At 73.2% G+C, this 20,401-nt stretch carries 13 protein-coding genes; 6 read left to right on the top strand and 7 right to left on the bottom strand.

The genetic code is table 11. The features are described 5' to 3' along the window. Nucleotides 1–5 precede the first annotated feature (5 nt). Nucleotides 6–539, bottom strand: a complete 534-nt coding sequence (locus tag AB0472_RS04880) for an NUDIX domain-containing protein (RefSeq protein ID WP_366353426.1) — start codon at nucleotides 537–539, stop codon at nucleotides 6–8. A 195-nt stretch (nucleotides 540–734) separates the two neighbouring features. Between AB0472_RS04880 and AB0472_RS04875 the strand changes: the two genes are divergently transcribed. The 5 genes from AB0472_RS04875 (at nucleotide 735) to glpK (ending at nucleotide 6,790) form a co-directional block, all read left to right on the top strand. Beyond that, nucleotides 735–1,181: a zinc ribbon domain-containing protein gene (locus AB0472_RS04875; RefSeq protein ID WP_366353424.1), complete on the top strand. Its 447-nt coding sequence runs from the start codon at nucleotides 735–737 to the stop codon at nucleotides 1,179–1,181. Next, nucleotides 1,178–2,368 carry a lipid-transfer protein gene (locus AB0472_RS04870; RefSeq protein WP_366353422.1) on the top strand — a complete coding sequence of 397 codons (1,191 nt, stop codon included), beginning with the start codon at nucleotides 1,178–1,180 and terminating at the stop codon, nucleotides 2,366–2,368. Before AB0472_RS04875 ends, AB0472_RS04870 begins: the two co-directional genes overlap by 4 nt. A gap of 111 nt (nucleotides 2,369–2,479) precedes the next feature. After that, nucleotides 2,480–4,120, top strand: a complete 1,641-nt coding sequence (locus AB0472_RS04865; protein ID WP_366353420.1) for a GGDEF domain-containing protein — start codon at nucleotides 2,480–2,482, stop codon at nucleotides 4,118–4,120. Between the two features lie 307 nt (nucleotides 4,121–4,427). Further along, complete coding sequence (locus AB0472_RS04860; RefSeq protein ID WP_366353418.1) at nucleotides 4,428–5,165, top strand: MIP/aquaporin family protein; 738 nt, start codon at nucleotides 4,428–4,430, stop codon at nucleotides 5,163–5,165. Nucleotides 5,166–5,272: 107 nt separating this feature from the next. Then, the gene (gene glpK / locus AB0472_RS04855; protein WP_366353416.1) at nucleotides 5,273–6,790 is read left to right on the top strand and encodes a glycerol kinase GlpK; all 1,518 of its coding nucleotides are present in this window, start codon (nucleotides 5,273–5,275) and stop codon (nucleotides 6,788–6,790) included. A gap of 60 nt (nucleotides 6,791–6,850) precedes the next feature. On the opposite strand, the gene AB0472_RS04850 is transcribed toward glpK, so the two are convergent. From AB0472_RS04850 to AB0472_RS04830, 5 genes are read right to left on the bottom strand one after another with little or no spacing between them, the layout of a single operon-like run. Continuing rightward, on the bottom strand, nucleotides 6,851–7,456 hold the full coding sequence (locus tag AB0472_RS04850; protein ID WP_366353414.1) for an ATP/GTP-binding protein: 606 nt from the start codon (nucleotides 7,454–7,456) through the stop codon (nucleotides 6,851–6,853). 28 nt (nucleotides 7,457–7,484) lie between these two features. Continuing rightward, on the bottom strand, nucleotides 7,485–11,084 hold the full coding sequence (locus AB0472_RS04845) for a hydantoinase B/oxoprolinase family protein (RefSeq protein ID WP_366353412.1): 3,600 nt from the start codon (nucleotides 11,082–11,084) through the stop codon (nucleotides 7,485–7,487). A 24-nt stretch (nucleotides 11,085–11,108) separates the two neighbouring features. Further along, nucleotides 11,109–11,504 carry a DUF742 domain-containing protein gene (locus AB0472_RS04840; RefSeq protein ID WP_366353410.1) on the bottom strand — a complete coding sequence of 132 codons (396 nt, stop codon included), beginning with the start codon at nucleotides 11,502–11,504 and terminating at the stop codon, nucleotides 11,109–11,111. 9 nt (nucleotides 11,505–11,513) lie between these two features. After that, nucleotides 11,514–11,948 carry a roadblock/LC7 domain-containing protein gene (locus AB0472_RS04835; RefSeq protein ID WP_366353408.1) on the bottom strand — a complete coding sequence of 145 codons (435 nt, stop codon included), beginning with the start codon at nucleotides 11,946–11,948 and terminating at the stop codon, nucleotides 11,514–11,516. Next, nucleotides 11,945–14,779 (bottom strand): nitrate- and nitrite sensing domain-containing protein, encoded by a 2,835-nt coding sequence (locus AB0472_RS04830; protein WP_366353406.1) that lies wholly within the window; start codon nucleotides 14,777–14,779, stop codon nucleotides 11,945–11,947. The genes AB0472_RS04835 and AB0472_RS04830 overlap by 4 nt, the downstream gene beginning before the upstream one ends. Before the next feature lie 433 nt (nucleotides 14,780–15,212). Here AB0472_RS04830 and AB0472_RS04825 point away from each other — a divergent pair, with 433 nt between their 5' ends. After that, nucleotides 15,213–15,683, top strand: coding sequence for a hypothetical protein (locus tag AB0472_RS04825; RefSeq protein WP_366353404.1), 471 nt, complete (start codon nucleotides 15,213–15,215; stop codon nucleotides 15,681–15,683). Between the two features lie 58 nt (nucleotides 15,684–15,741). Here the strand turns inward: AB0472_RS04825 and AB0472_RS04820 are convergent, their stop codons facing one another. Next, nucleotides 15,742–20,349 carry a hypothetical protein gene (locus AB0472_RS04820; RefSeq protein ID WP_366353402.1) on the bottom strand — a complete coding sequence of 1,536 codons (4,608 nt, stop codon included), beginning with the start codon at nucleotides 20,347–20,349 and terminating at the stop codon, nucleotides 15,742–15,744. Nucleotides 20,350–20,401 lie beyond the last annotated feature (52 nt).

The following is a 20,401-nucleotide window of genomic DNA, read 5'->3' as shown; positions in this document are numbered from 1 at the left end:
GCGGCTCAGTAGCGGCCCTCGAACCATGCGCGTACGGCCACGCTGTGCAGCGGGAAGGCGAGTTCCTCGGGGCGGCGCAGCAGATGCCAGCCCTCGGTCTCGTCGGTCGCGCCCGACGGCGGGAGGCCTTCGGCGGGGCGTTCCGGGAGGAGCCCGAACAGCAGCAGGTGCCCGTCGGGTGAGCTCATGGCGTCGACGAGCCGTACGTCGCGGACGGCCGCGTCGATGCCCGTCTCCTCCTTGAGTTCACGGACGACGGCGTGCCGCCAGTCCTCGCGGTCGTCGACGTAGCCCCCGGGCAGCGCGATGCCGCCGCGCGCGGGGGCCACGGTGCGGGTGATGACGACCAGGGCGGTGCCCTTCGTGTCGTAGACGGGCTGGAGGGCGATCGCCACCGGCAGGGGGTTGCGGTAGGCGACGTGGCCGCAGGCCGGGCAGGTGCGGGGCCAGCCGGAGATTCCCTCTCCGTAGGCCGCTCCGCAGCTCGAACAGTGCGAGCCCGGAGCGGAGTTGGCAATTGGGTGCTGATTTTCGGACACGCGCGGACTTTATCCGATCGGGAGTACGACGTCTTACGGTCGGTGGAACACCTCCTTCCGGAAGTGAACCGACACATGGCGATCCCGGAAGGGGAGACGCACGGGACGGCGGGGGGCGCCGGCGGGGCCTGCCCAATCCCGGGCCGCCGTGGCACACTTCTGACGTTCCGTCAGATCTGGTGTCCTGGAGGAGCTTTGTCGCGTACACGCACGCCGGCGGTCGACGGCTGGTTCACGGGCGAGGGGGACGGATTCCGGCTGCTGGGGACCCGCTGCGCGGCCTGTGCCTCGGTCTTCTTCCCTCGCGAGGACGTCCACTGCCGCAACCCGGGCTGCCCGGGCGGCGACCTGGCGGAGGTCCCGCTCTCCCGGCGCGGACGGATCTGGTCGTACACCGACAGCAGGTACCGTCCCCCGTCACCCTATGTGAGCGATCCGGAACTTCCGTGGGAGCCGTACGCGTTGCTCGCCGTGGAGCTGGAGTCCGAGCGGATCGTGGTGCTGGGGCAGGCGGTTCCCGGGATCACCGTCGCCGATCTGGCGGTGGGCATGGAGGTGGAGGCCGTCCCCGGGGTCCTGAGCGAGGACGCGGAGACGACCTGGACGACCTGGCACTGGCGGCCGACGGGGGTGGCGGCGTGACGGCGGACGTGGCGGTGCTCGGCGTGGGCATGCACCCGTGGGGCAAGTGGGGCCGGAGCTTCGTCGAGTACGGGACGGCGGCGGCCCGCGCGGCGCTCGCGGACGCCGCACTGGAATGGCGGGACATCGGCTCGGTGGTGGGCGCGGACACGGTGCGCGGCGGATATCCCGGCTATGTGGCGGGCGCGACCTTCGCGAAGGCGCTGGGCTGGCAGGGGGCGCGGGTCGCGAGCGTGTACGCGGCGTGCGCGTCCGGCGCCCAGGCGGTCGCCGCGGCGCGGGCACAGATCCTGGCGGGCCTCGCCGACGTGGTGCTCGTGGTGGGCGCGGACGCGGCGCCCAAGGGCTTCTTCCGGCCCGCCGGAGGTGACCGGCCGGAGGATCCCGACTGGCTGCGCTTCCGGCTCCTGGGAGCGACGAACCCGACGTACTTCGGGCTGTACGCGCGCCGCAGGATGACGGTGTTCGGGGACACCCCCGAGGACTTCGCCCTGGTCAAGGTGAAGAACGCGGCGCTCGGGGCTCTCAATCCGTACGCCCGCTATCGCAGGCGGGTCACCGCGGAGGAGGTCGCCGCCTCCCAGGTGGTCGCCGATCCACTGCGGCTGCTGGACATCTGCGCCACCTCCGACGGCGGCGCCGCGCTGGTGCTCTCCAGCCTGGAGTTCGCGCGCCGGCACGGGGTGGCCCGGCCGGTGCGGATCCGCGCGGTGTCCACGGTCACGCCGCGCTACCCCAGCACGGTGCTGGACCTGCCGGACATCGCCACGGACTCCGCGGCGGCGGTGGAGCCGGCCGCGCAGCCCTTCCGCGCCTCGATCGCGCGGGCCGCGTACGAGGAGGCGGGCATCGGCCCCGACGAGCTGTCCCTCGCCGAGGTCTACGACCTGTCCACGGCGCTGGAGCTGCAGTGGTACGAGGACCTCGGACTGTGTGCCGAGGGCGAGGCGGCGAAGCTGCTGCGCGAGGGCGCGACAGCCCCGGGCGGCCGCATACCGGTCAACTCCAGCGGCGGCCTGGCGTCCTTCGGGGAGGCGGTGCCGGCCCAGGCGATCGCCCAGGTGTGCGAGCTGACCTGGCAGTTGCGGAACGCGGCGGGCGACCGGCAGGTGGCGCACGCGCGCGTGGGGATCACGGCCAATCAGGGGCTGTTCGGGCACGGCTCGTCCGTGATAGCGGTGCGTTGACGGGACAGGTGCGACCGCTGCGGTGCATACCCTGCGTGACCGGCCCGAAATGGTGCGTGAACGTCTCATGAACTGGCCATGGGCGTACGCCGGTGACGTCATCATGCTCCCGTGCGCACCTGGACGGATGCTCTCCGTTTCGCCTTCCAGCCGGTGGTCAATCTGACGACCGGCGGGATCGCCGCACAGGAGATCCTTGCCCGCCCCGAGACCGGCGACATCCTCGCCGAAGCCCGCCGGAACCCCGAACTCGACGGCGGTCTGGCGGTGCTGGCCCTGCGCGCGGCGGCCCGCAAGGAGACACTGCTGCCGCTGCACATCAACGTCTTCGCAGCCACCCTCGCCGACCTGGGCGGCATCGGACCGCTGCCCGAGGCCGTCCGCGCGGCCGGACGGATGCCCTGGGAAGTCACCCTGGACATCGTCCCGCCGTACACGCACGTGCCGCAGCGGGCCCTGCTGGAGGCCGTGGCGGTGCTGCGCGGCCAGGGCTTCCGGATCAGCGCGGACGGCATCGGGGACGGGGACGTGCCGCTGCGGCTGCTCACCGACCTCTCCCCCGACCTGGTCAAGCTCGACGCCTCCCTGCTCGCCCGGCCGGCCGCGGTGCGGGCGATGCGCACCCTGTGCGAGGAACTCGGCGCCCTGGTGGCCGTCGAGGGCGTGGAGACCGAACTCCAGCACGCGGCGGCGCTGTCCGCCGGGGCACAGCTGGGGCAGGGCGAGCTGTTCGCGCCACCGGCCCGCATCCCGGTCGCGGAGGTATACGTTCCGCCGTCTTCCCCCGCCGCCGTACCGCCACCGCGCTCCGGGCCGTCCGTGCGCGAGTTCATCCGGCCGGCCGCGGTCCTCCCGGTCACCGCGTCCGCCCTGCAGGTACGGGCGCTGCTGACCGGCTCCCCCGAGGTCTCCGGGGTGCTCCTGGTGGACCAGACCGGCGCCCCGGTCCGCTCGGTGCACCGCTCCCGCTTCCTGCTGTCGATGTCCGGCCGCTACGGGCACGCCCTGTACGCGGACCGCCCGGCCGTCAAGCTGGGCGACGCCCCACGCACGGTGGGCATCGACGCGACCGCCTGGGAGGTACTGGACGTGGTGGCCGTCGGCGGCCCGGACCGCACCTCCGACGACGTGACCGTCGTCGACCGGTACGGGCGCTGCGTGGGCGTCGTACGCCTCGCCGACCTGGTGCGGGCGCTCGCGGAGACCCGGGTCGAGGAGGCGGCCGGGCTCAACCCGCTGACCCGGCTGCCCGGTTCGGACGCGATCACGGGCGAGGTGGACCGGTGGCTCGCGGACGGCCGGGTCTTCGCGCTGAGCTGGCTGGACATCGACCACTTCAAGCAGGTGAACGACGGTGCCGGGTTCGCCGCGGGCGACGAGCTGATCCGTGCGGTGGGGCGGGCACTGCAGGAGGCCGCCGTCGGGCACGCGCGCGTGGGGCACATCGGCGGGGACGACTTCCTGGTCCTCGCCGACGAGGCCGGGCTGGACCAGGTCGCCGCCCTGCTCGACGCGACCTGGTCCGCGGGCGGGCGCCCCGTCACGCTGTCCCTGGCCACCGTCGTGTGCGGCCCCGGCAGCGTGGCCGACCACCGGCAGGCGGCCGCCTGCCTGGCACCGCTCAAGAAGGCCGCCAAGGCGCTCCACGGGGCGAGTTGGGTACTGGGGCGGGCGGGAGTGCCCGGGCACGAGATCCGGCGCGGCTCGGACGCGTACCCGGCCGAGGCCGGGTACGCGGCGGTGGAGCCGTGACAGGTGCGCTCCGGCGGGGTTGCCCGTCATCGTTGCCGTCGGCGACCTTGACGCCCCCCGAGTGCCGGTGAAAACTTCCGGTGTCGGTCGACATCGCCGTACATTCTCGGCGTATTCAGGCACTGCGCCATGGGCCGCTCCTGTCTCGAAACTCCTTCTCCCATGGGCGATTCGGCCGCTACGGCACGCTCGTCATGGACGCCGGGCGGGGCGCGGGACCTTCCCTGCCTTCGGCTGACGTCGCCAAGGGAACCGTTCCTGCTCAAAGCACCGGGGTCGATCCCCGGCCAGCGCCCTAGGAGCCGCCATGAGCGACGGAGACATCTTCGTAGGCGAAGTCATCGGCACGGCCATCCTGATCCTGTTCGGTGCGGGTGTCTGCGCCGCGATCACCCTGAGACACTCCAAGGCCCGGGCCGCGGGCTGGGTGGCCATCGCGTTCGGCTGGGGGTTCGGTGTCCTCGCCGGCGCCTACACCGCCGCTCCCCTCTCCGGCGGGCAGCTGAACCCCGCCGTCACCATCGGCATCGCCGTCGACACCGGGAAGTGGGGCAAGGTCTGGGTCTACCTGCTCGGTCAGTTCGTCGGTGCGATGCTGGGCGCCGTCCTGACGTACCTGGTCTACCTGGCCCAGTTCCAGGCCAACGTGCCCGACGAGGAGTCGGGAGAGGAGCCGACGCCGACGCTCGGCATCTTCTCCACCATCCCCGAGATCCGGAACCCGGTCGCCAACCTCGTCACCGAGATCATCGCCACGATCGCGCTGGTCCTGCCGATCCTCGCGTTCGGGCTGACCAAGGGGCTCGGCGAGTCCGGCACCACCGTGCTGATCGTCTCGCTGCTCGTCGTCGGCATCGGGCTGTCGCTCGGCGGCCCCACCGGCTACGCCATCAACCCGACGCGCGACCTCGGCCCGCGCATCGTGCACACCTTCCTACCCATCCCCAACAAGGGCACCTCGGACTGGGGTTACGCCTGGATCCCGGTCGTCGGCCCCCTGATCGGCGGGGCGCTCGCGGGCCTGATCTACAACGCGGCCTTCTGACCCGGCGCGGACGTCCCGGGCCGCCCGGTCCCCCGGCCCGGCGCGCCGCGGTCCTGCGCGGCCCTCCCACCCACGAAGCCTTCCGACCCAGCGACCAAGGGGTAGCCATGACGGACACCGCCGAGAAGTACGTCGCCGCAATCGACCAGGGCACCACGTCGAGCCGCTGCATCATCTTCGACCACGGCGGCGCGATCGTCGCCGTCGACCAGCGCGAGCACCGGCAGATCTTCCCCAAGCCGGGCTGGGTGGAGCACGACGCCACCGAGATCTGGTCCAAGGTGCAGGCCGTGGTGGCCGGGGCGCTCGCGGGCGCGGGGCTGCGCCCCGACCAGCTGAGCGCGCTGGGCATCACCAACCAGCGCGAGACGACGGTCCTGTGGGACCGCGCCACCGGCAAGCCCGTGCACAACGCGATCGTCTGGCAGGACACCCGTACCGCGGCCCTGTGCCGTGAACTCGGCGGCAGCGACGGCCAGGACCGCTTCCGCGAGCAGACCGGTCTGCCCCTGGCCAGCTACTTCTCCGGCCCCAAGGCGGCCTGGCTGCTCGACAACGTGCCCGGGTTGCGGGAACGGGCCGAACGCGGCGAGATCGCCTTCGGGACCATCGACTCCTGGCTCATCTGGAACCTCACCGGCGGCACCGACGGCGGCCGGCACGTCACCGACGTCACCAACGCCGGGCGCACCATGCTGATGAACCTGGAGACCCTCCAGTGGGACACCGCCATCCTCGCCGCGATGAACGTGCCCGAGGCGGTGCTGCCCGAGATCAGGTCGTCCGCCGAGGTGTACGGCACCGCGGTCGGCCAGCTCGCCGGGGTGCCGGTGGCGTCCGCCCTCGGCGACCAGCAGGCGGCGGTCTTCGGGCAGGCCTGCTACGACGTCGGCACGGCGAAGAACACCTACGGGACGGGCAGTTTCCTGCTGCTCAACACCGGCAACCGGCCGGTGCCGTCCAAGAGCGGGCTGCTGACGACCATGGGCTACCGGATCGGCAGCGAGGCGCCGGTGTACTGCCTGGAGGGTTCGATCGCCGTCACGGGCGCGCTCGTCCAGTGGTTCCGCGACCAGCTCGGCATCATCCGCACCGCCGACGAGATCGAGACCCTGGCGGCGAGCGTCGACGACAACGGCGGCGCCTACATCGTGCCCGCCTTCTCCGGCCTGTTCGCGCCCTACTGGCGCTCCGACGCGCGCGGGGTCGTCACCGGGCTGACCCGGTACGTCACCAAGGCGCACCTCGCCCGCGCGGTCCTGGAGGCGACGAGCTGGCAGACACGGGAGGTCGTGGACGCGATGTACCAGGACTCGGGGGTGCCGATCACCACCCTGAAGGTCGACGGCGGCATGACCGGGAACAACCTCCTGATGCAGCACCAGTCCGACGTCCTCGGGGTACCGGTGATCCGGCCCCGGGTCTCCGAGACGACCTGCCTGGGCGCCGCCTACGCGGCCGGCCTGGCGACCGGCGTGTGGAACGACCTGGACGAGCTGAGGGCGCACTGGCAGCAGGACATGGAGTGGACGCCCACGATGGCGGCGTCGGTACGCGAACGGGAGTACGCGAACTGGCGCAAGGCGGTGGAGAAGACCTTCGGCTGGCTGGAGGACGGCGAGTAACCACCCCGGGACCACGGCCCGTACCCCGGTCGGCGGGGGTACGGGCCGTGCCGCCGCCGTTCAGGTGGTGACGGTCTCGCGGTCGGCCGCCGCGTACGCCATCGCGTGCCGGACGACGCCGATGAGCACCTCCTTGACCGACTCCCGGTCCCGGGCGTCGCAGAGCACGACCGGCACGTCCGGGTCGAGGTCGAGGGCCTTGCGCACGGACTCCACCGGATAACGGGACGCGCCCTCGAAGCAGTTGACGCCGACCAGGAACGGTATGGAACGCCGCTCGAAGTAGTCGACGGCGGCGAAGCAGTCCTCGAGCCGGCGCGTGTCGGCGAGTACGACGGCTCCCAGCGCGCCCTCGGCCAGCTCGTCCCACATGAACCAGAACCGCTCCTGGCCGGGCGTGCCGAACAGGTAGAGCACCAGGTCCTCGCGGAGGGTGATGCGGCCGAAGTCCATGGCGACGGTGGTGGTGTGCTTGCCCTCGACGCCGGAGGTGTCGTCGACCGGTCGCCCGGCCTCGGTGAGCAGTTCCTCGGTGCGCAACGGCCGGATCTCGCTGACCGCGCCGACCAGGGTCGTCTTGCCCACGCCGAAGCCGCCGGCCACGAGGATCTTGAGCGTGACGGGCTCGACCGGGGGCTTGCCACGCTCAGATCGCCCGAAGATCATCGTTTTCTTCTCCTGCTTGATGAAGTCGTTACTGGGGTGGTTGAGGGGTTCGCGGGCCGGCCGACGGGCGTCCGTATCCGCCGCCGCCCGGGGTTTCGACGACGAGCACGTCGTCGGGGCCGACGTCCGCGACATCGCTGCCGCCGAGTTCGGTGACCGTGCCGTCGGCCCGCTCCACCCGGTTGGCGCCGAGTGCGCCGGGTTCGCCGCCGGCCATGCCGTACGGCGGCACCCGGCGGTGCTGGGAGAGAGTGGAGACGGTCATGGGTTCGAGGAAGCGGATGCGGCGGACCGCACCGTCCCCGCCGTGCCAGCGGCCCGCGCCGCCGCTGCCCTCCCGTACGGCGAACGCGTCGAGGCGGACGGGCAGCCGCCACTCCAGGACCTCCGGGTCGGTGAGCCGGGAGTTGGTCATGTGGGTTTGCACGACACTCGCGCCCCGGAAGCCGTCACCGGCTCCGGAACCGGAGGCGACGGTCTCGTAGTACTGGTGGCGCTCGTTGCCGAAGGTGACGTTGTTCATCGTCCCGGAGCCCTCGGCCTGGACGCCGAGCGCCGCGTAGAGCGCGCCGGTGATGGCCTGGGACGTCTCGACGTTGCCCGCGACGACGGCGGCCGGCGGCTCGGGGGCGAGCATCGAACCGGGCGGCACAACGATGTCGAGCGGGCGCAGGCAGCCGTCGTTGAGCGGGATGTCGTCGGCGACGAGGGTGCGGAAGACGTACAGCACGGCCGCGTTGACGACGGCGAACGGGGCGTTGAAGTTCGTGGCGAGCTGGGCGGAGGTGCCGGTGAAGTCGATCGTCGCGCGCCGGTTGCCGCGGTCCACGCGCACGCGTACCCGGATGACCGCGCCGGAGTCGGTCTCGTAGGCGTACGCGCCGTCGTCCAGGACGTCGATCACCCGGCGGACCGCTTCCTCGGCGTTGTCCTGGACGTGCCGCATGTAGGCCTGCACGACGTCCAGGCCGAACTCCTCGATCATCCGCCCCACTTCGTCGACGCCCTTGCGGTTGGCGGCGATCTGGGCACGCAGGTCGGCGAGGTTGGTCGGGATGTTGCGGGAGGGGTAGCGGGCCCCGGCCAGCAGCCGGTGCGTCTCGGCCTCCCGGAACCGGCCGTTCTCGGCGAGCAGCCAGTTGTCGAGGAGGACGCCCTCCTCGTCGATGGTGCGGCTGTTCGCCGGCATCGAGCCGGGCGCGATGCCGCCGATCTCGGCATGGTGGCCGCGTGAGGCGACGTAGAAGAGGATCCGGTCCCCCTCCGTGCCGAAGACCGGTGTGATCACGGTGACGTCGGGCAGGTGGGTGCCGCCGTGGTACGGGTCGTTGACGGCGTAGGTGTCGCCGGGGCGCATCGAGGTGCCGCGGCGGCGGATGACCTCTTTGACGCTGGTGCCCATGGAGCCCAGGTGGACGGGGATGTGCGGGGCGTTGGCCACCAGGTTCCCGTCCGGGTCGAACAGGGCGCAGGAGAAGTCGAGCCGTTCCTTGATGTTGACGGACTGGGCCGTCGACTCCAGGCGGGCGCCCATCTGTTCGGCGATGGACATGAAGAGGTTGTTGAAGACCTCGAGCAGGACCGGGTCGGCTTTCGTGTCGAGATCGGAACTCTGCGTGACCGTCACGCGTTCCATGACCAGATGCCCGTCGTCGGTCGCCGCGGCCCGCCAGCCGTCGTCGACGACGGTCGTGGCACTGGCCTCGGTGATGATCGCCGGGCCGGTGACGGGTTCGCCGGGGGGCAGGTGCTCGCGGCGGTGGAGGGGTACGTCGTGCCAGGCGCCGCCGGTGTGGAGGCGGACGGTCTCCGGGGCGGCGGGAGTTCCCTCGTACGGGGCGAGGGCGGAGAGGTCGGGGGGTTCGGTGACGCCGGTGGCTTCCACGGAGAGGGCCTCGACGACGACCGGGCGGTCGAGCGTGAAGGAGTACGTGGCGCGATGACGTTCTTCGAAGGCGTGTTTCATCGCGTCGGGCTCGGTGAGTTCGACGGTGAGGGTGGTGTCGGTGCCGTCGTACCGGAGCTGGGCACGGCGGGTGACGTGGACGCGGTCCTCCGGGACGTCCTCGGCGAGGAGTTCGGCGCGGGCCGCGGTCTCCAGGTCGTCGGCGGTCTTGCGGACACCGGCCATGGCGGCGGGCTCCAGGGGGGCCTCGACGGACTGTTCGCGCATGGCGGTGGTGTCGGCGAGCCCGATGCCGAGCGCGGACAGGACCCCCGCCATGGGCGGCACCAGGACGGTGCGGATGCCGAGCGAGTCGGCGACCATGCACGCGTGCTGTCCGCCGGCCCCGCCGAAGGTGGTGAGGGCGTAGCGGGTGACGTCGTGGCCCTTCTGGACGGAGATCCGCTTCACGGCGGCCGCGATGTTGGCCACGGCGACGCTCAGGTAGCCCTCGGCGACCTGTTCGGGGGTGCGGTCGTCGCCGGTCCGCTCGCGGATCTCCCGGGCGAGCCCGGTGAAGCGGTCGCGGACCAGGCCGGCGTCGAGCGGCTGGTCCCCGCCCGGCCCGAAGACCCGGGGGAAGTGGGCCGGCTGGATCCGGCCGAGCATGACGTTGGCGTCGGTGACGGCCAGCGGGCCGCCGCCCCGGTAGCAGGCCGGGCCGGGGTCGGCGCCGGCCGAGTCCGGGCCGACGCGGTAGCGGGAGCCGTCGAAGTGCAGCACCGAGCCGCCGCCCGCGGCGACGGTGTGGATGTCCAGCATGGGGGCGCGCAGCCGGACGCCCGCGATCTGCGTGGTGAAGACCCGTTCGTAGCCGCCCGCGAAGTGCGAGACGTCGGTGGAGGTGCCGCCCATGTCGAAGCCGATGACCCGGTCGAAGCCGGCCAGCTGCGACATCCGGGCCATGCCGACGATCCCGCCGGCCGGACCGGAGAGCACGGCGTCCTTGCCGCGGAACTGCCCGGCCTCCGCGAGCCCGCCGTTGGACTGCATGAACATCAGCCGGACGCCTTCGAGTTCGTCGGCGACCCGGCGGACGTAGCGGCGCAGCCCGGGCGACAGGTAGGCGTCCACGACGGCCGTGTCGCCGCGCGGGACGAGCTTCATCAGCGGGCTGACCTCGCTGGACAGCGAGATCTGCGGGAAGCCGGTGCGGGCGGCCAGCTCACCGATCGCCTGTTCGTGGGCGGGGTACAGGTGGCTGTGCATGCAGACGACGGCGACGGCCCGGATCCCGTCGTCGTACGCCTCCTGGAGCGGGCCGGCCAGGGCGTCCAGGTCGGGGGCGCGCAGCACGGTGCCGTCGGCGGCGACCCGCTCGTCGGCCTCGACGACCCGTTCGTAGAGCAGCTCGGGCAGGTCGATGCGGCGGGCGAAGATGCGGGGGCGGTTCTGGTAGGCGATGCGCAGGGCGTCGCGGAAGCCGCGGGTGATGACGAGGAGGGTGCGCTCGCCCTTGCGTTCGAGCAGGGCGTTGGTGGCGACGGTGGTGCCCATCCGGACGGCGTCGACGGGGGCGCCGGAGCTGCCGAGGAGCTCCTGTACGGCGGCCACGGCGGCGTCGGCGTAGCGCGAAGGGTTGTCGGAGAGCAGTTTGTGGGTGAGCAGCCGGCCGTCCGGGCGCCGCGCGACGACGTCGGTGAACGTACCGCCACGGTCGACCCAGAACTGCCAGCCTGTCACGTCACCACTCCGCTTCCACGCCGGTCACAGCGCCCGGAGGCCGTTGATCACGTCGCGCAGAATACTCTCGTCCACCAGTTCCGCCGGGGGTACCGGCCGGTTGACGTGGACGAGTTCCCCGTCGACGAGGTCGCCCACGAGGACCCGGACCACTCCGACGGGGAGGTCGAGTTCCGAGGCCAGCTCGGCGACCGACTGCGGTGCGTCACGGCAGAGCTCGACGATGTCCACGTGTTCCGGGGACAGCGTCCGGTCGTCGTCCGGGTCGTCCACGTGCGGCTCGGTGACGACCACCGCGATCAGGTCGAGCCGGTGCTGGGCCGCACTGGTGGTACGGCCCCGTGTCATGGCGTACGGACGGACGACCGGTCCGGCCTCGTCGTCGAACCAGTGACTTCTTCCCTGACCGTCTCCGCTCATGTCATCCCACTACCCGCCCGAGGGCAGATCGGTGCGCGGAGCGGACCCCAGATGTACGCCGACCCGCTTGACCAGGAGCGTCATCTCGTACGCGACCTGGCCGACGTCGGAGTCGGCGTCGGAGAGGACGGCGAGGCAGCTGCCGTCGCCGGCGGCCGTGACGAACAGGAAGGCCTCGTCGAGCTCGACGACGGTCTGCCGGACGCTGCCCGCCTCGAAGTGCCGGCCCACGCCCTTGGCGAGGCTGTGGAATCCCGACGCCACCGCGGCCAGGTGCTCGCTGTCCTCTCTGGTGAGGTCCTTGGAGACGCCGGTGGGCAGGCCGTCGCCGGAGAGGACGACGGCCTTGCGGATGCTGGCGACCCGGTCCACGAGGTCGTCCAGCAGCCAGTTCAGCTCGCCCTTGTTCGTCGCCGTGTGGCCGGTCGCCTTCGGATCGGTCATCGACCGTCCCCCTTAGTCGTTCCTTGTGCTGTGCTGTCCCGGGAGCCGTCGCCCTCGGCGTTCTCCGCACGGCCGCGCTGCCAGCCGCGCTGGAGCGAGCCCATGCGGCTGCGGACCTCGTCGGCGTCGCGCTCGACGGGGTCCGGCTCGCGCGCGGTGGATGATGCGGTGTCCTGTCGCAGCTGTGGGGCCAGGTTGGCCTGCCGTACCCGCCGGGGCAGCGGCCGGGTGCCGGATGCGGCCTCCGGGGGTGTGCTGCCGGGGGACGGGACGGAGTCGTGGGTGCCGCTGCCGGGGGCGTCCGCGGAGTGGCGGGTGCGCTGAGGCAGGACGGGGGGCCCGGCGGGTTCGTCCGGACCACCGGCCCGGGGCGCGGTGCGCTCCTCGCCGCGGTCGGCCGGTCCGACGCCGCGGTGCGAGGACGGGTCGGTGCGGCGGCGGGAGGGCAGCGGGGCGAGTCCGCCCGGTTCGGGGCGGCCCTGGTCGGCCGGGGGGCGCTCGTCCGGGCCGACGCGGCGGGAGCGCTGCTCGGTGACCGGCTTGCCGTGCGAGCTGACCAGCTTGGGCGTCCGCCGTACGGGCAGTGGCACGGGGCCGCCGGGGTGCTCGTCGCCGAAGCGGTCGGCGGTCTCGCGGGCCGGGTGGTGGAGTTCGGTCACGGCGGGCGTGGGGTCGTCCGCGGAGTCGGCGAGGGAGCGGCGGGGCCGGAACAGGCCGCCGCGTTCGCTGTCGTCGTCGGTGAGGGCGCCCGGGAAGCCGTCCACCGCGTCCAGGTCGACGGGTGCCTCCAGCTCGACCGGGCCGTCCAGCAGTGCGGCAGGCGGTCCGGGGCGCTGCCCGGGAAGCTGGGCGAGGGAGGAGGCGCGGCTCTCCCCGGGTCCGGCCTCGCCGGCCGGGAGGCCGCGGTCGAGGCGGAAGCCGACGCCGTTGGTGTCGGGGACGTCGTCGGTGAGCAGCACGTCGGGGATGAGGACGACGGCGGTGGTGCCGCCGTAGGGGGACGGCTGGAGCGAGACGCGGACGTTCTGGCGCTGGGCGAGGCGGCTGACCACGAACAGGCCGAGCCGGTCGGTGTCGGAGAGTTCGAACTCGGGTGTCTCGGCGAGCCTCAGGTTGGCGTCCAGGAGTGCCTCGGCCGCCATGCCGAGACCCCGGTCGTGGATCTCCAGGGTGAAGCCGTTGGCGACGCGCTCGCCGAGGACCTGCACGGCGGTGTGCGGCGGGGAGAACACCGTGGCGTTCTCCAGGAGTTCGGCGACGAGGTGGGTGAGGTCGGCGACCGCGGGGCCGGTGACGGCGACGCGGGGCAGCCGGCGGACCTCGATGCGTTCGTAGTCCTCGACCTCGGCCACGGCGGCGCGCACCACGTCCATGAGCTGGACGGGCCGGCGCCACTGCCGCGACGGCGCGGCGCCGGAGAGGATGACCAGTCCTTCGGCGTGCCGGCGCATACGGGTGGTGAGGTGGTCGAGGCGGAAGAGGTCGGCGAGTTCGTCGGTGTCCTCGGTCCTGCGTTCCATGGCGTCGAGCAGGGTGAGCTGCTTGTGCAGCAGCACCTGGCTGCGGCGGGCGAGGTTGACGAAGACCTCGGAGACGCCGGCGCGCAGTTCGGCCTGCTTGACGGCGGCCTCCACGGCGGCCCGCTGCAGGGTGTTGAGGGCCTGGCCGACCTCGCCGATCTCGTTCTTGTCGTACTCCAGGCGTGGGACCTCGGTCTCCACGTCGACCTGTTCGCCCGCGGACAGTCTGCGCATCACGCTCGGCAGCCGGACCCCGGACGCCTCGTGCGCCTCCTGGCCGAGCAGCCGCAGGTCGCGGATGAGGCTGCGGCCGACCCGGACCGAGACGACCAGGGAGAACAGCACGGCGACCACACCGAGGACGCCGACGACGGCCGCCTGGACGATCACGGTCATGGAGACGGGCCGGACGCGGTCCTGGAAGCGGTCGCCGACCTGGTCGTCGAGGGTGCGCAGGTCACCGAGCACCGTGCCCGCGGTGGCGTCCCAGCTCTTGGCGCCGACGTCGTTCGGCATGCCGGACCCGGCGGCGAGAACGGACTTCTCGGCGGCCAGCAGGGGGGCGGTGGTGGCGCTCCTCCAGAAGCGGTCGAAGCGGTCGCGTTCGCCGGCCGGCAGCAGCGGGAGGCTGATGTCGTAGAGGAGGGTGCGCTGGGCGATGAGGTCGGAGATCTCGCGGGTCTCCTCCCGGGAGACCTTCCCGACCACCAGGGCGGAGCCGAGCAGGGCGTCCTCGCGGGAGACGAGTTCCCGGGCGCGGGTGATGTTGACGAGGGCGCGGGCCTGCTTGTCCATCTCGACGTCGTCGATCCCGTCGAGGGAGCCGAGCAGCGTGTAGCAGGGGTCGACGACCGCGTTGTAGAGGGCGAAGGCCTGGGCGCGGTCCACCGTGCCCTGCTCGACGCTGCGGCGCAGCGGGGCGATCCCGTCGAGACCGTCGAGTTCCGCGGTGAGGCGGTCGTTGTCGTCGGCGTCGAGCCCGTCGCGCACGTGCTGTTCCCGGGCGTTCCTGCGGAGCTCGGCCACGGTCTCGTCGGTGGCGGCACGCGTGCGGTTCAGGGCGCTGAGCGCGTCGGAGGCGCGCGGGTCGGCGAGATAGACCAGGGTCTGCCGGCGCTCCTGCTGGAGGGCGCGGACCGCGTCCTCGGTGGGGTAGCCGAGGTCCTCGACGATCGCCGACACGTGGAACAGGTGGGTGACCTCGCGTCCCGTGAGCACGGCCGCGAATCCCCAGACGGCCGTCAGGGACACCAGCGGCACGAGAAGCAGCGCCACGATCTTCCGGCGGATCGACTTCCCGCGAAAGCGCATGGCCTCCCCCAGCTCGACCCCCGCCGGCCGGGGGTACACGTGTACGTCAACAAACGGCGCGAGCCTACTACCGTCACAGGGATAACTCGAAGAACTGTCCGGACGGTGAACTTCCGCCCGGGTGCACGGACATGGCGGACAGCCAGGACGAGTTGTCCGGGCATTGCGGGAGATTGCCACCGCGATCGCGTCGACTTCACGCGAGTGGGGCGGGAACGGCACGAAGGATCAGTTGGCCGGAATTTTTCCCTGGTCGGGAATCATCGGGCGAGTTCGTTCGTCCTTGTATGCGAGTGATGAGTGCGGATCCGGCCACAGGAGCCGCATCTCTGATCCGGGCGGCGTAAAACAGCGCAAGCCGGGCAGCCACAGGGGAGCCGGGGTCGTCGGACACCGGTGCGAAGGCTTGCCGGCGGTGGGGAGTGACACGTTGATGGGGACGGCTGAGCGGCGCCTGGCGCCCGAGGACGGCGCGGCCACGCACTCGACGGTGCGGCGACAGCAGGCGCAGTACCGGACGTTGTGGATCGAGGAGCCTGCCAAGCGGTACCGGATGCCGGACCCGGTGCGGACGGCGGCGGTGCGGTCGGTGATCATCGTCGCCGTCACGCTGTTCCTGGCCATGGTGGCGTTCTTCTGCACGATGACGCAGTCGTGGCTGGCGTTCCCGATGGTGATCAGCAGCGTGGTGAGCACGGTGGTGGCCACCTGGAGCGCGGTCGACGTCCTGGTGACCCGTCAGGTGTGGAACCAGCGCTACGGCGTGGTCTCGGAGCCGAGCAGCACGGCCCGTTCGCTCCGCCGGGAGCGGCGCGCGGCCCGGCGGCAGGAGCGGACCGCCGAGCGCGAGCAGAAGCGGATACGGCGGCGGGGCGGCCAGGCCGGACAGCTGACACACCCCTGACGCGCCGATGACACTCCCCCCGAGGCCGCCGTGCCCGGTGTCGCGGGGGGACCGTCCGTCAGGCCGACGGCTTCCTGAACATCCGGGTTGCGGTGATCTCGCTGTGCCCGGCCTCTCCCGCCTGCGGCTGCTGCGGCAGCCCGGGCCGGAGATGTTCCTCCACGCTGATGTACTTGAGGCCGGCCCGTAGGTCCGCGTCGTTCCGCAGGCGGATGACCAGCGGGAACTCGGCAAGCGCCGTGGTGTCGAAGAGCCCGGTCGTGTACAGCAGTTGCACGCCGAGCGCGTCCGACACGGCCCGCTGGAGCTCCAGCAGGTACGTCGCGTTGGCCCGCCCGATGGGGTTGTCGAGGAACAGCGTCCCCGCGTGCCGGTGCTTGTCCCGGCCCCGGTCGTTGGAGCGCAGGGCGGCCATCGTGCAGTACAGGGCGATGGCGGCGGTCAGCAGCTGGCCGCCGGAGAACACGTCGCCCATCTGACCCACCGGCACCCGCTCGGCGCGCAGCACCGCGTCCGGCTTGAGGATCTCGACGGCGACGCCCTTCGGCTGCAGGGCGGCCCCGACGCCCCGCAGCAGCAGGGACATTCCGTCCCGCCGCAGATCGGAGTTCTTCTTCACGGCGGCCCGGGTCGCCTCGTCGACGACCTCACCGAGCCGCTCGGTGAGGGTGGCCTGGTCGGGCTCCTCGAAGCGGATGCGGAGGAACTCCTGCCCGGACCACTCGCCGAGTCCCTCGGGCAGCCGGGAGAGCCGCTGGGCGGAGCGCAGGGTCGCCAGCGCGGACTCGACGAGCCCCCGCAGCCGGTCCACGATCGAGTCCCGGTTCCGCTCCAGCTGGGCCAGTTCGTCGGTCAGCACCCGCAACCGCGGCGCGAAGGCGTCCGACCACTTCTGGGCGTGCTCGGGCAGCGCGGAGGCGGGCAGTTCCCGGATCTGCTGGCGCGCGGGGGTCCGCACCGCCTCGTACCGGGTGGCGTTGGCGTGCCGTACGAGCACGTCGCTCGCCTCGCGGACGGCGGACTCGGCGGCGGACAGGTCCCCCGCGCAGCCGCGCAGCGACCTGCGGGCCTCGGCGGCGGACTGCCGGGCCTCCTCCAGGCCGCCGGGGTACGGCTCGGGCTCCTCCTGCTCCTCGTCGGCGGTGTGCTCGCGCAGCAGGTCGCGGAGCATGGCGGCGATCTCCTCGAAGCCGCTCGCCGCGTCCTCGGCCGCCCGGTGCGTGTCCAGCAGCTCGGCGTGCGCCTGACGGGCCTGGGTCAGCGCCTCGGTGCGGGCGGCCAGTTCGGCGGTCGCCGTGCGCAGCAGCGCCTGGGCGTGCTCGGCGTCGCGCGGCTGGAGTTCCTCGGGCAGTTCGGTGTGCGCGCCGCCGTCCTCGGGGGCGTGCCGCTCGGCCTCGCCGCGGAGCCGCCCGAGCTGCTCGCTCGCGGTGGACATGCGGGTCTCCAGGAGCTGCACCAGTTCCTCCGCGCGGGCGGCGGCGGCCTGCCGGGAGGGCCCGTCGGAGCCGTCGGGTGACTGGAGGAGCTGCTCGGCGCGAGTGCGGACCTTGTTGGTGAGCCGTTCCAGTTCGGCGAGTGCGGCGCTCTCGTCGCTCTCCGCACGGGCCTGTTCGGCACGGAGGTCGGCGCCGACGCCGACCTTCTCGTAGACCTGCGAGGCGGCCCGGTAGGCCTCGCGCAGGGCGGGCAGCGAGGACCGGGAGGCGTCCTCGTCGGTCTCGGGCACGTCGTCGGGGGCGCCGGCGATCTCCGAGCGCTCGGCGCGCAGCGCGCGGGCGGTGCGGCGGGCGTCGTCGGCGGCGCGCTGGGCGCCGCGCCGGTCCTCGTCGGCGACCCGGGCGCGTTCCAGGCAGGTCTGGGCGCGGGCCTCGGACTCGGTTGCCTCGTCGGCGAGTTCACGCAGCCTGACCTGCCAGCCGGCCCGCTCGCGCAGCCGGAACGCGAGCCCGGCGAGCGCGTCGGCCGCGCGCCGGGCCCGCTGGGCGGCCTCCTGCCGTTCGTCGCGCAGCTGTGCGGTCTCGGCGGCGGCCTCCTCGGCCTCCGCCCGCGCGGTCCGGGCCTCGGCCAGCTCGGCCTCGGACTCCTCCGCGAACACGCGTGCGTCCCGGGCCTCCTGCGCCAGCTCCACGAGCCGCCCGGCCGGGCAGCCGGTGCGCCAGGAGGCGAGCCGCGCGGCCAGCTCGCGGTCCTTGCCGAGCCGGGCGGCGAGGGCACGGATCTCCTCGTCCCGTTCGGTGGCCCGGGCGCGCAGCGCCTGCCGCTCCTCGTCGGCGGCGTGCTCGTCGTGCATGGCCGGGTTCGGCGGTACGAGGAACACGTCGCCCGGGGTGGCGTCGGGCGCCGGGGTCGGCGCGAGCAGGGCGGCGGCGGTGCCGACGGCGACGGCGGAGCGGGGCAGCAGGGCCGCCTCGCTCAGCGCCTCGCGGGCGCGGGCGTGCGTGTCGGGGTCGGTGATGACGACGCCGTCGACGAGTTCGGGGCGGGCGGCGAGCACGCGGGCGTGGTCGGCGGGGTCGACGGCCTGGGCGAGGTAGCGCCAGCCGGGCAGGGCCGGGATGCCGTGCTCGCCGAGGAACTCGACGGTGGCCAGCACGTCGGGGCCCGGCGGCAGCAGCCCGCCGTCGCCGAGGGCGCCGAGGATCCGGGCGTCGTCGGCGGCGGCGGTCCGCAGGTCGAACAGCTGCCGCTCGGCGGACCCGACGGCGTCGTCGAGCAGCTCCCGCAACTCGTCCGCGAACCGGTCGAGTTCCTCCGGCCCCAGGGCCGTGGGGGTGGTGTCGTCGTCGCTCTCGTGGCGGGGCCGGGGAACGGTGGTGCGGGAGCCGGTGAGGCCCAGTAGCCCGGTGAGCCGTTCCTCCGCCGCGAGGGTCTCGGCCAGGCGTTTCTCGGCGTCGTACGTCCGCTCGGCCGCGGTCGCCGCGTCCGCGGCACGGGCGGCGGTGAGTTCGGCGCGGGACTCGGCGGAGGCCGCCTCGCGCGCGTGCTCGCCCGCTCGGTGGGAGGCCTCACGGGCGGTGTCCCAGGCGGCCACGGCCGTCTTCTCGGCGTCGCTCGCCGCGAGGGCGGCCCTGGCCGGGTCGGCGTCCGGGGCGCTGTCGTCGAGCCAGCCCGCGCGGACCGCCTCGGCGGTCTCCTGCTCGACCTCGCCGAGCCGCTGCCTGAGGTGTCCGGCCTCGCTGCGGGCGCGCTGCGCCTCGGTGGCCGCGGAGGTCGAGTCCCGGTAGGCGCTGTCGCCGACCTCCTGGAGTGCGGCGGACCGCTCCTCCTCCTCGTTGGCGAGGCCCTCCGCGCTCTCGGCGGCCGCGTGCAGGGCCCGGACGAGTGCGACGGCGGCCTTGGCGCGGGCGGCCAGGGCGGGGGCCGCGTCCCGCTCCGCCTCCTGGATGGCGGCGGCCACGCGCGCGACGCGGTCGGCGGCCGCACGGTGGCGGAGCACGGCTTCGGCGGCCTGCCAGGCCGAGTGCAGGGTGCGCGCGTCGGCCAGCTCGCGCTTCTGCGCGGCGGCGGACTTCTCGCCGACGGCGAGCGCCAGAGAGGCGTGCCGGTAGGCGAGTTCGGCGGCGATCAGCGCGCTGCGCTCGCGGGCGCCGTCGGAGTGCGTGACGGCGTAGGCGGCGGCGGTGACCCGCTGGGCCAGGTCGGCGGCGCGCAGCCGCTCCTGCACGCCCCGCGCGGACAACCGGCGCGCCAGCGTACGCGTACGGCGTTCGGCGCCCGCGTGGATGTCACGCGCGCGCGACCGTCCCTCCGCGGCCTCCACGATCCGCCCCAGCAGGTCCACCGAGCCGGCGGTGAAGTCCCGTTCGGCGATCAGCTCGGCGCGCCGCCCGAGCTTGTTGCCGAAGCCGCCGACCAGGTCGGCGAGTCCGTCGGTGTCCCGGGTGTCGGTCACGGCCCGCAGCAGCAGGTCGGTGAAGTCGGAGTCCTTCTTCACCGCGAACAGGCCCGCGGCCTCGCCCTCGTCGGCGTTCATCTCGCGCTGGTAGCGGAAGAGTTCCGGGTCGAGGCCCAGGTCGCCTAGGTGCTCGATCCAGCGGTCGTGGATCTCCTCCCAGTACACGTCCAGGTGCGGGTACGCCTTGCCGGCCTCGGTGATGGCGTCCCGGAAGCCCTTCATGGTGCGCCGCCGCCCCCGGGCCCCGGAGGTGCCCTCCGCGGGCTGCCGTACGGCGGTGGATTCGGCGACCGGCAGATTGTCCAGCGAGAGCCCAGGTCCGGGCCGGAACGAGTACCAGGCCTCGGCGAACTTCCGCGGGTCGTTGGAGACCTGGCGGCCCCGCCACTCGCTCGCCTTGCCGACGACCACGCACTCGCCGGTGAGTGTGTGCTGCCACTCCAGGGCGACGTGCCCGCAGTCGTCGGCGAGCAGGAACTTGCGCAGCACACCCGAGCTCGCGCCGCCGAGGGTGTTGCGGTGGCCGGGCAGCATCACCGAGAAGATCAGCTTGAGCAGTACCGACTTGCCGCCGCCGTTCTCCAGGAAGAGCACGCCCGCGGGCGCGGGCCGGCGCGGCGGGCCGACCGGCTCCTCCTCGAAGAACTCCGCCTGGGTCGGCGCGGGGTCGGGCACGGGCTCGCCGACACCCCGCAGGTCCAGCACGGTGTCGGCGTAGCGCGCACCGGCCGGCCCGATGGAGTAGAGGCGGACCCGGGACAGCTCGTACATGGCGGACTCTCGTATGACGTGGGAAGAGGGTGGTGACGGCTCGGAAGGGGGG

The sequence above is a fragment of the Streptomyces sp. NPDC086777 genome, assembly GCF_040702065.1.
GTDB lineage: Bacteria > Actinomycetota > Actinomycetes > Streptomycetales > Streptomycetaceae > Streptomyces.
The sequence above is the reverse complement of the archived record's forward strand: the minus strand, read 5'-3'. Positions and strand labels throughout refer to the sequence as shown.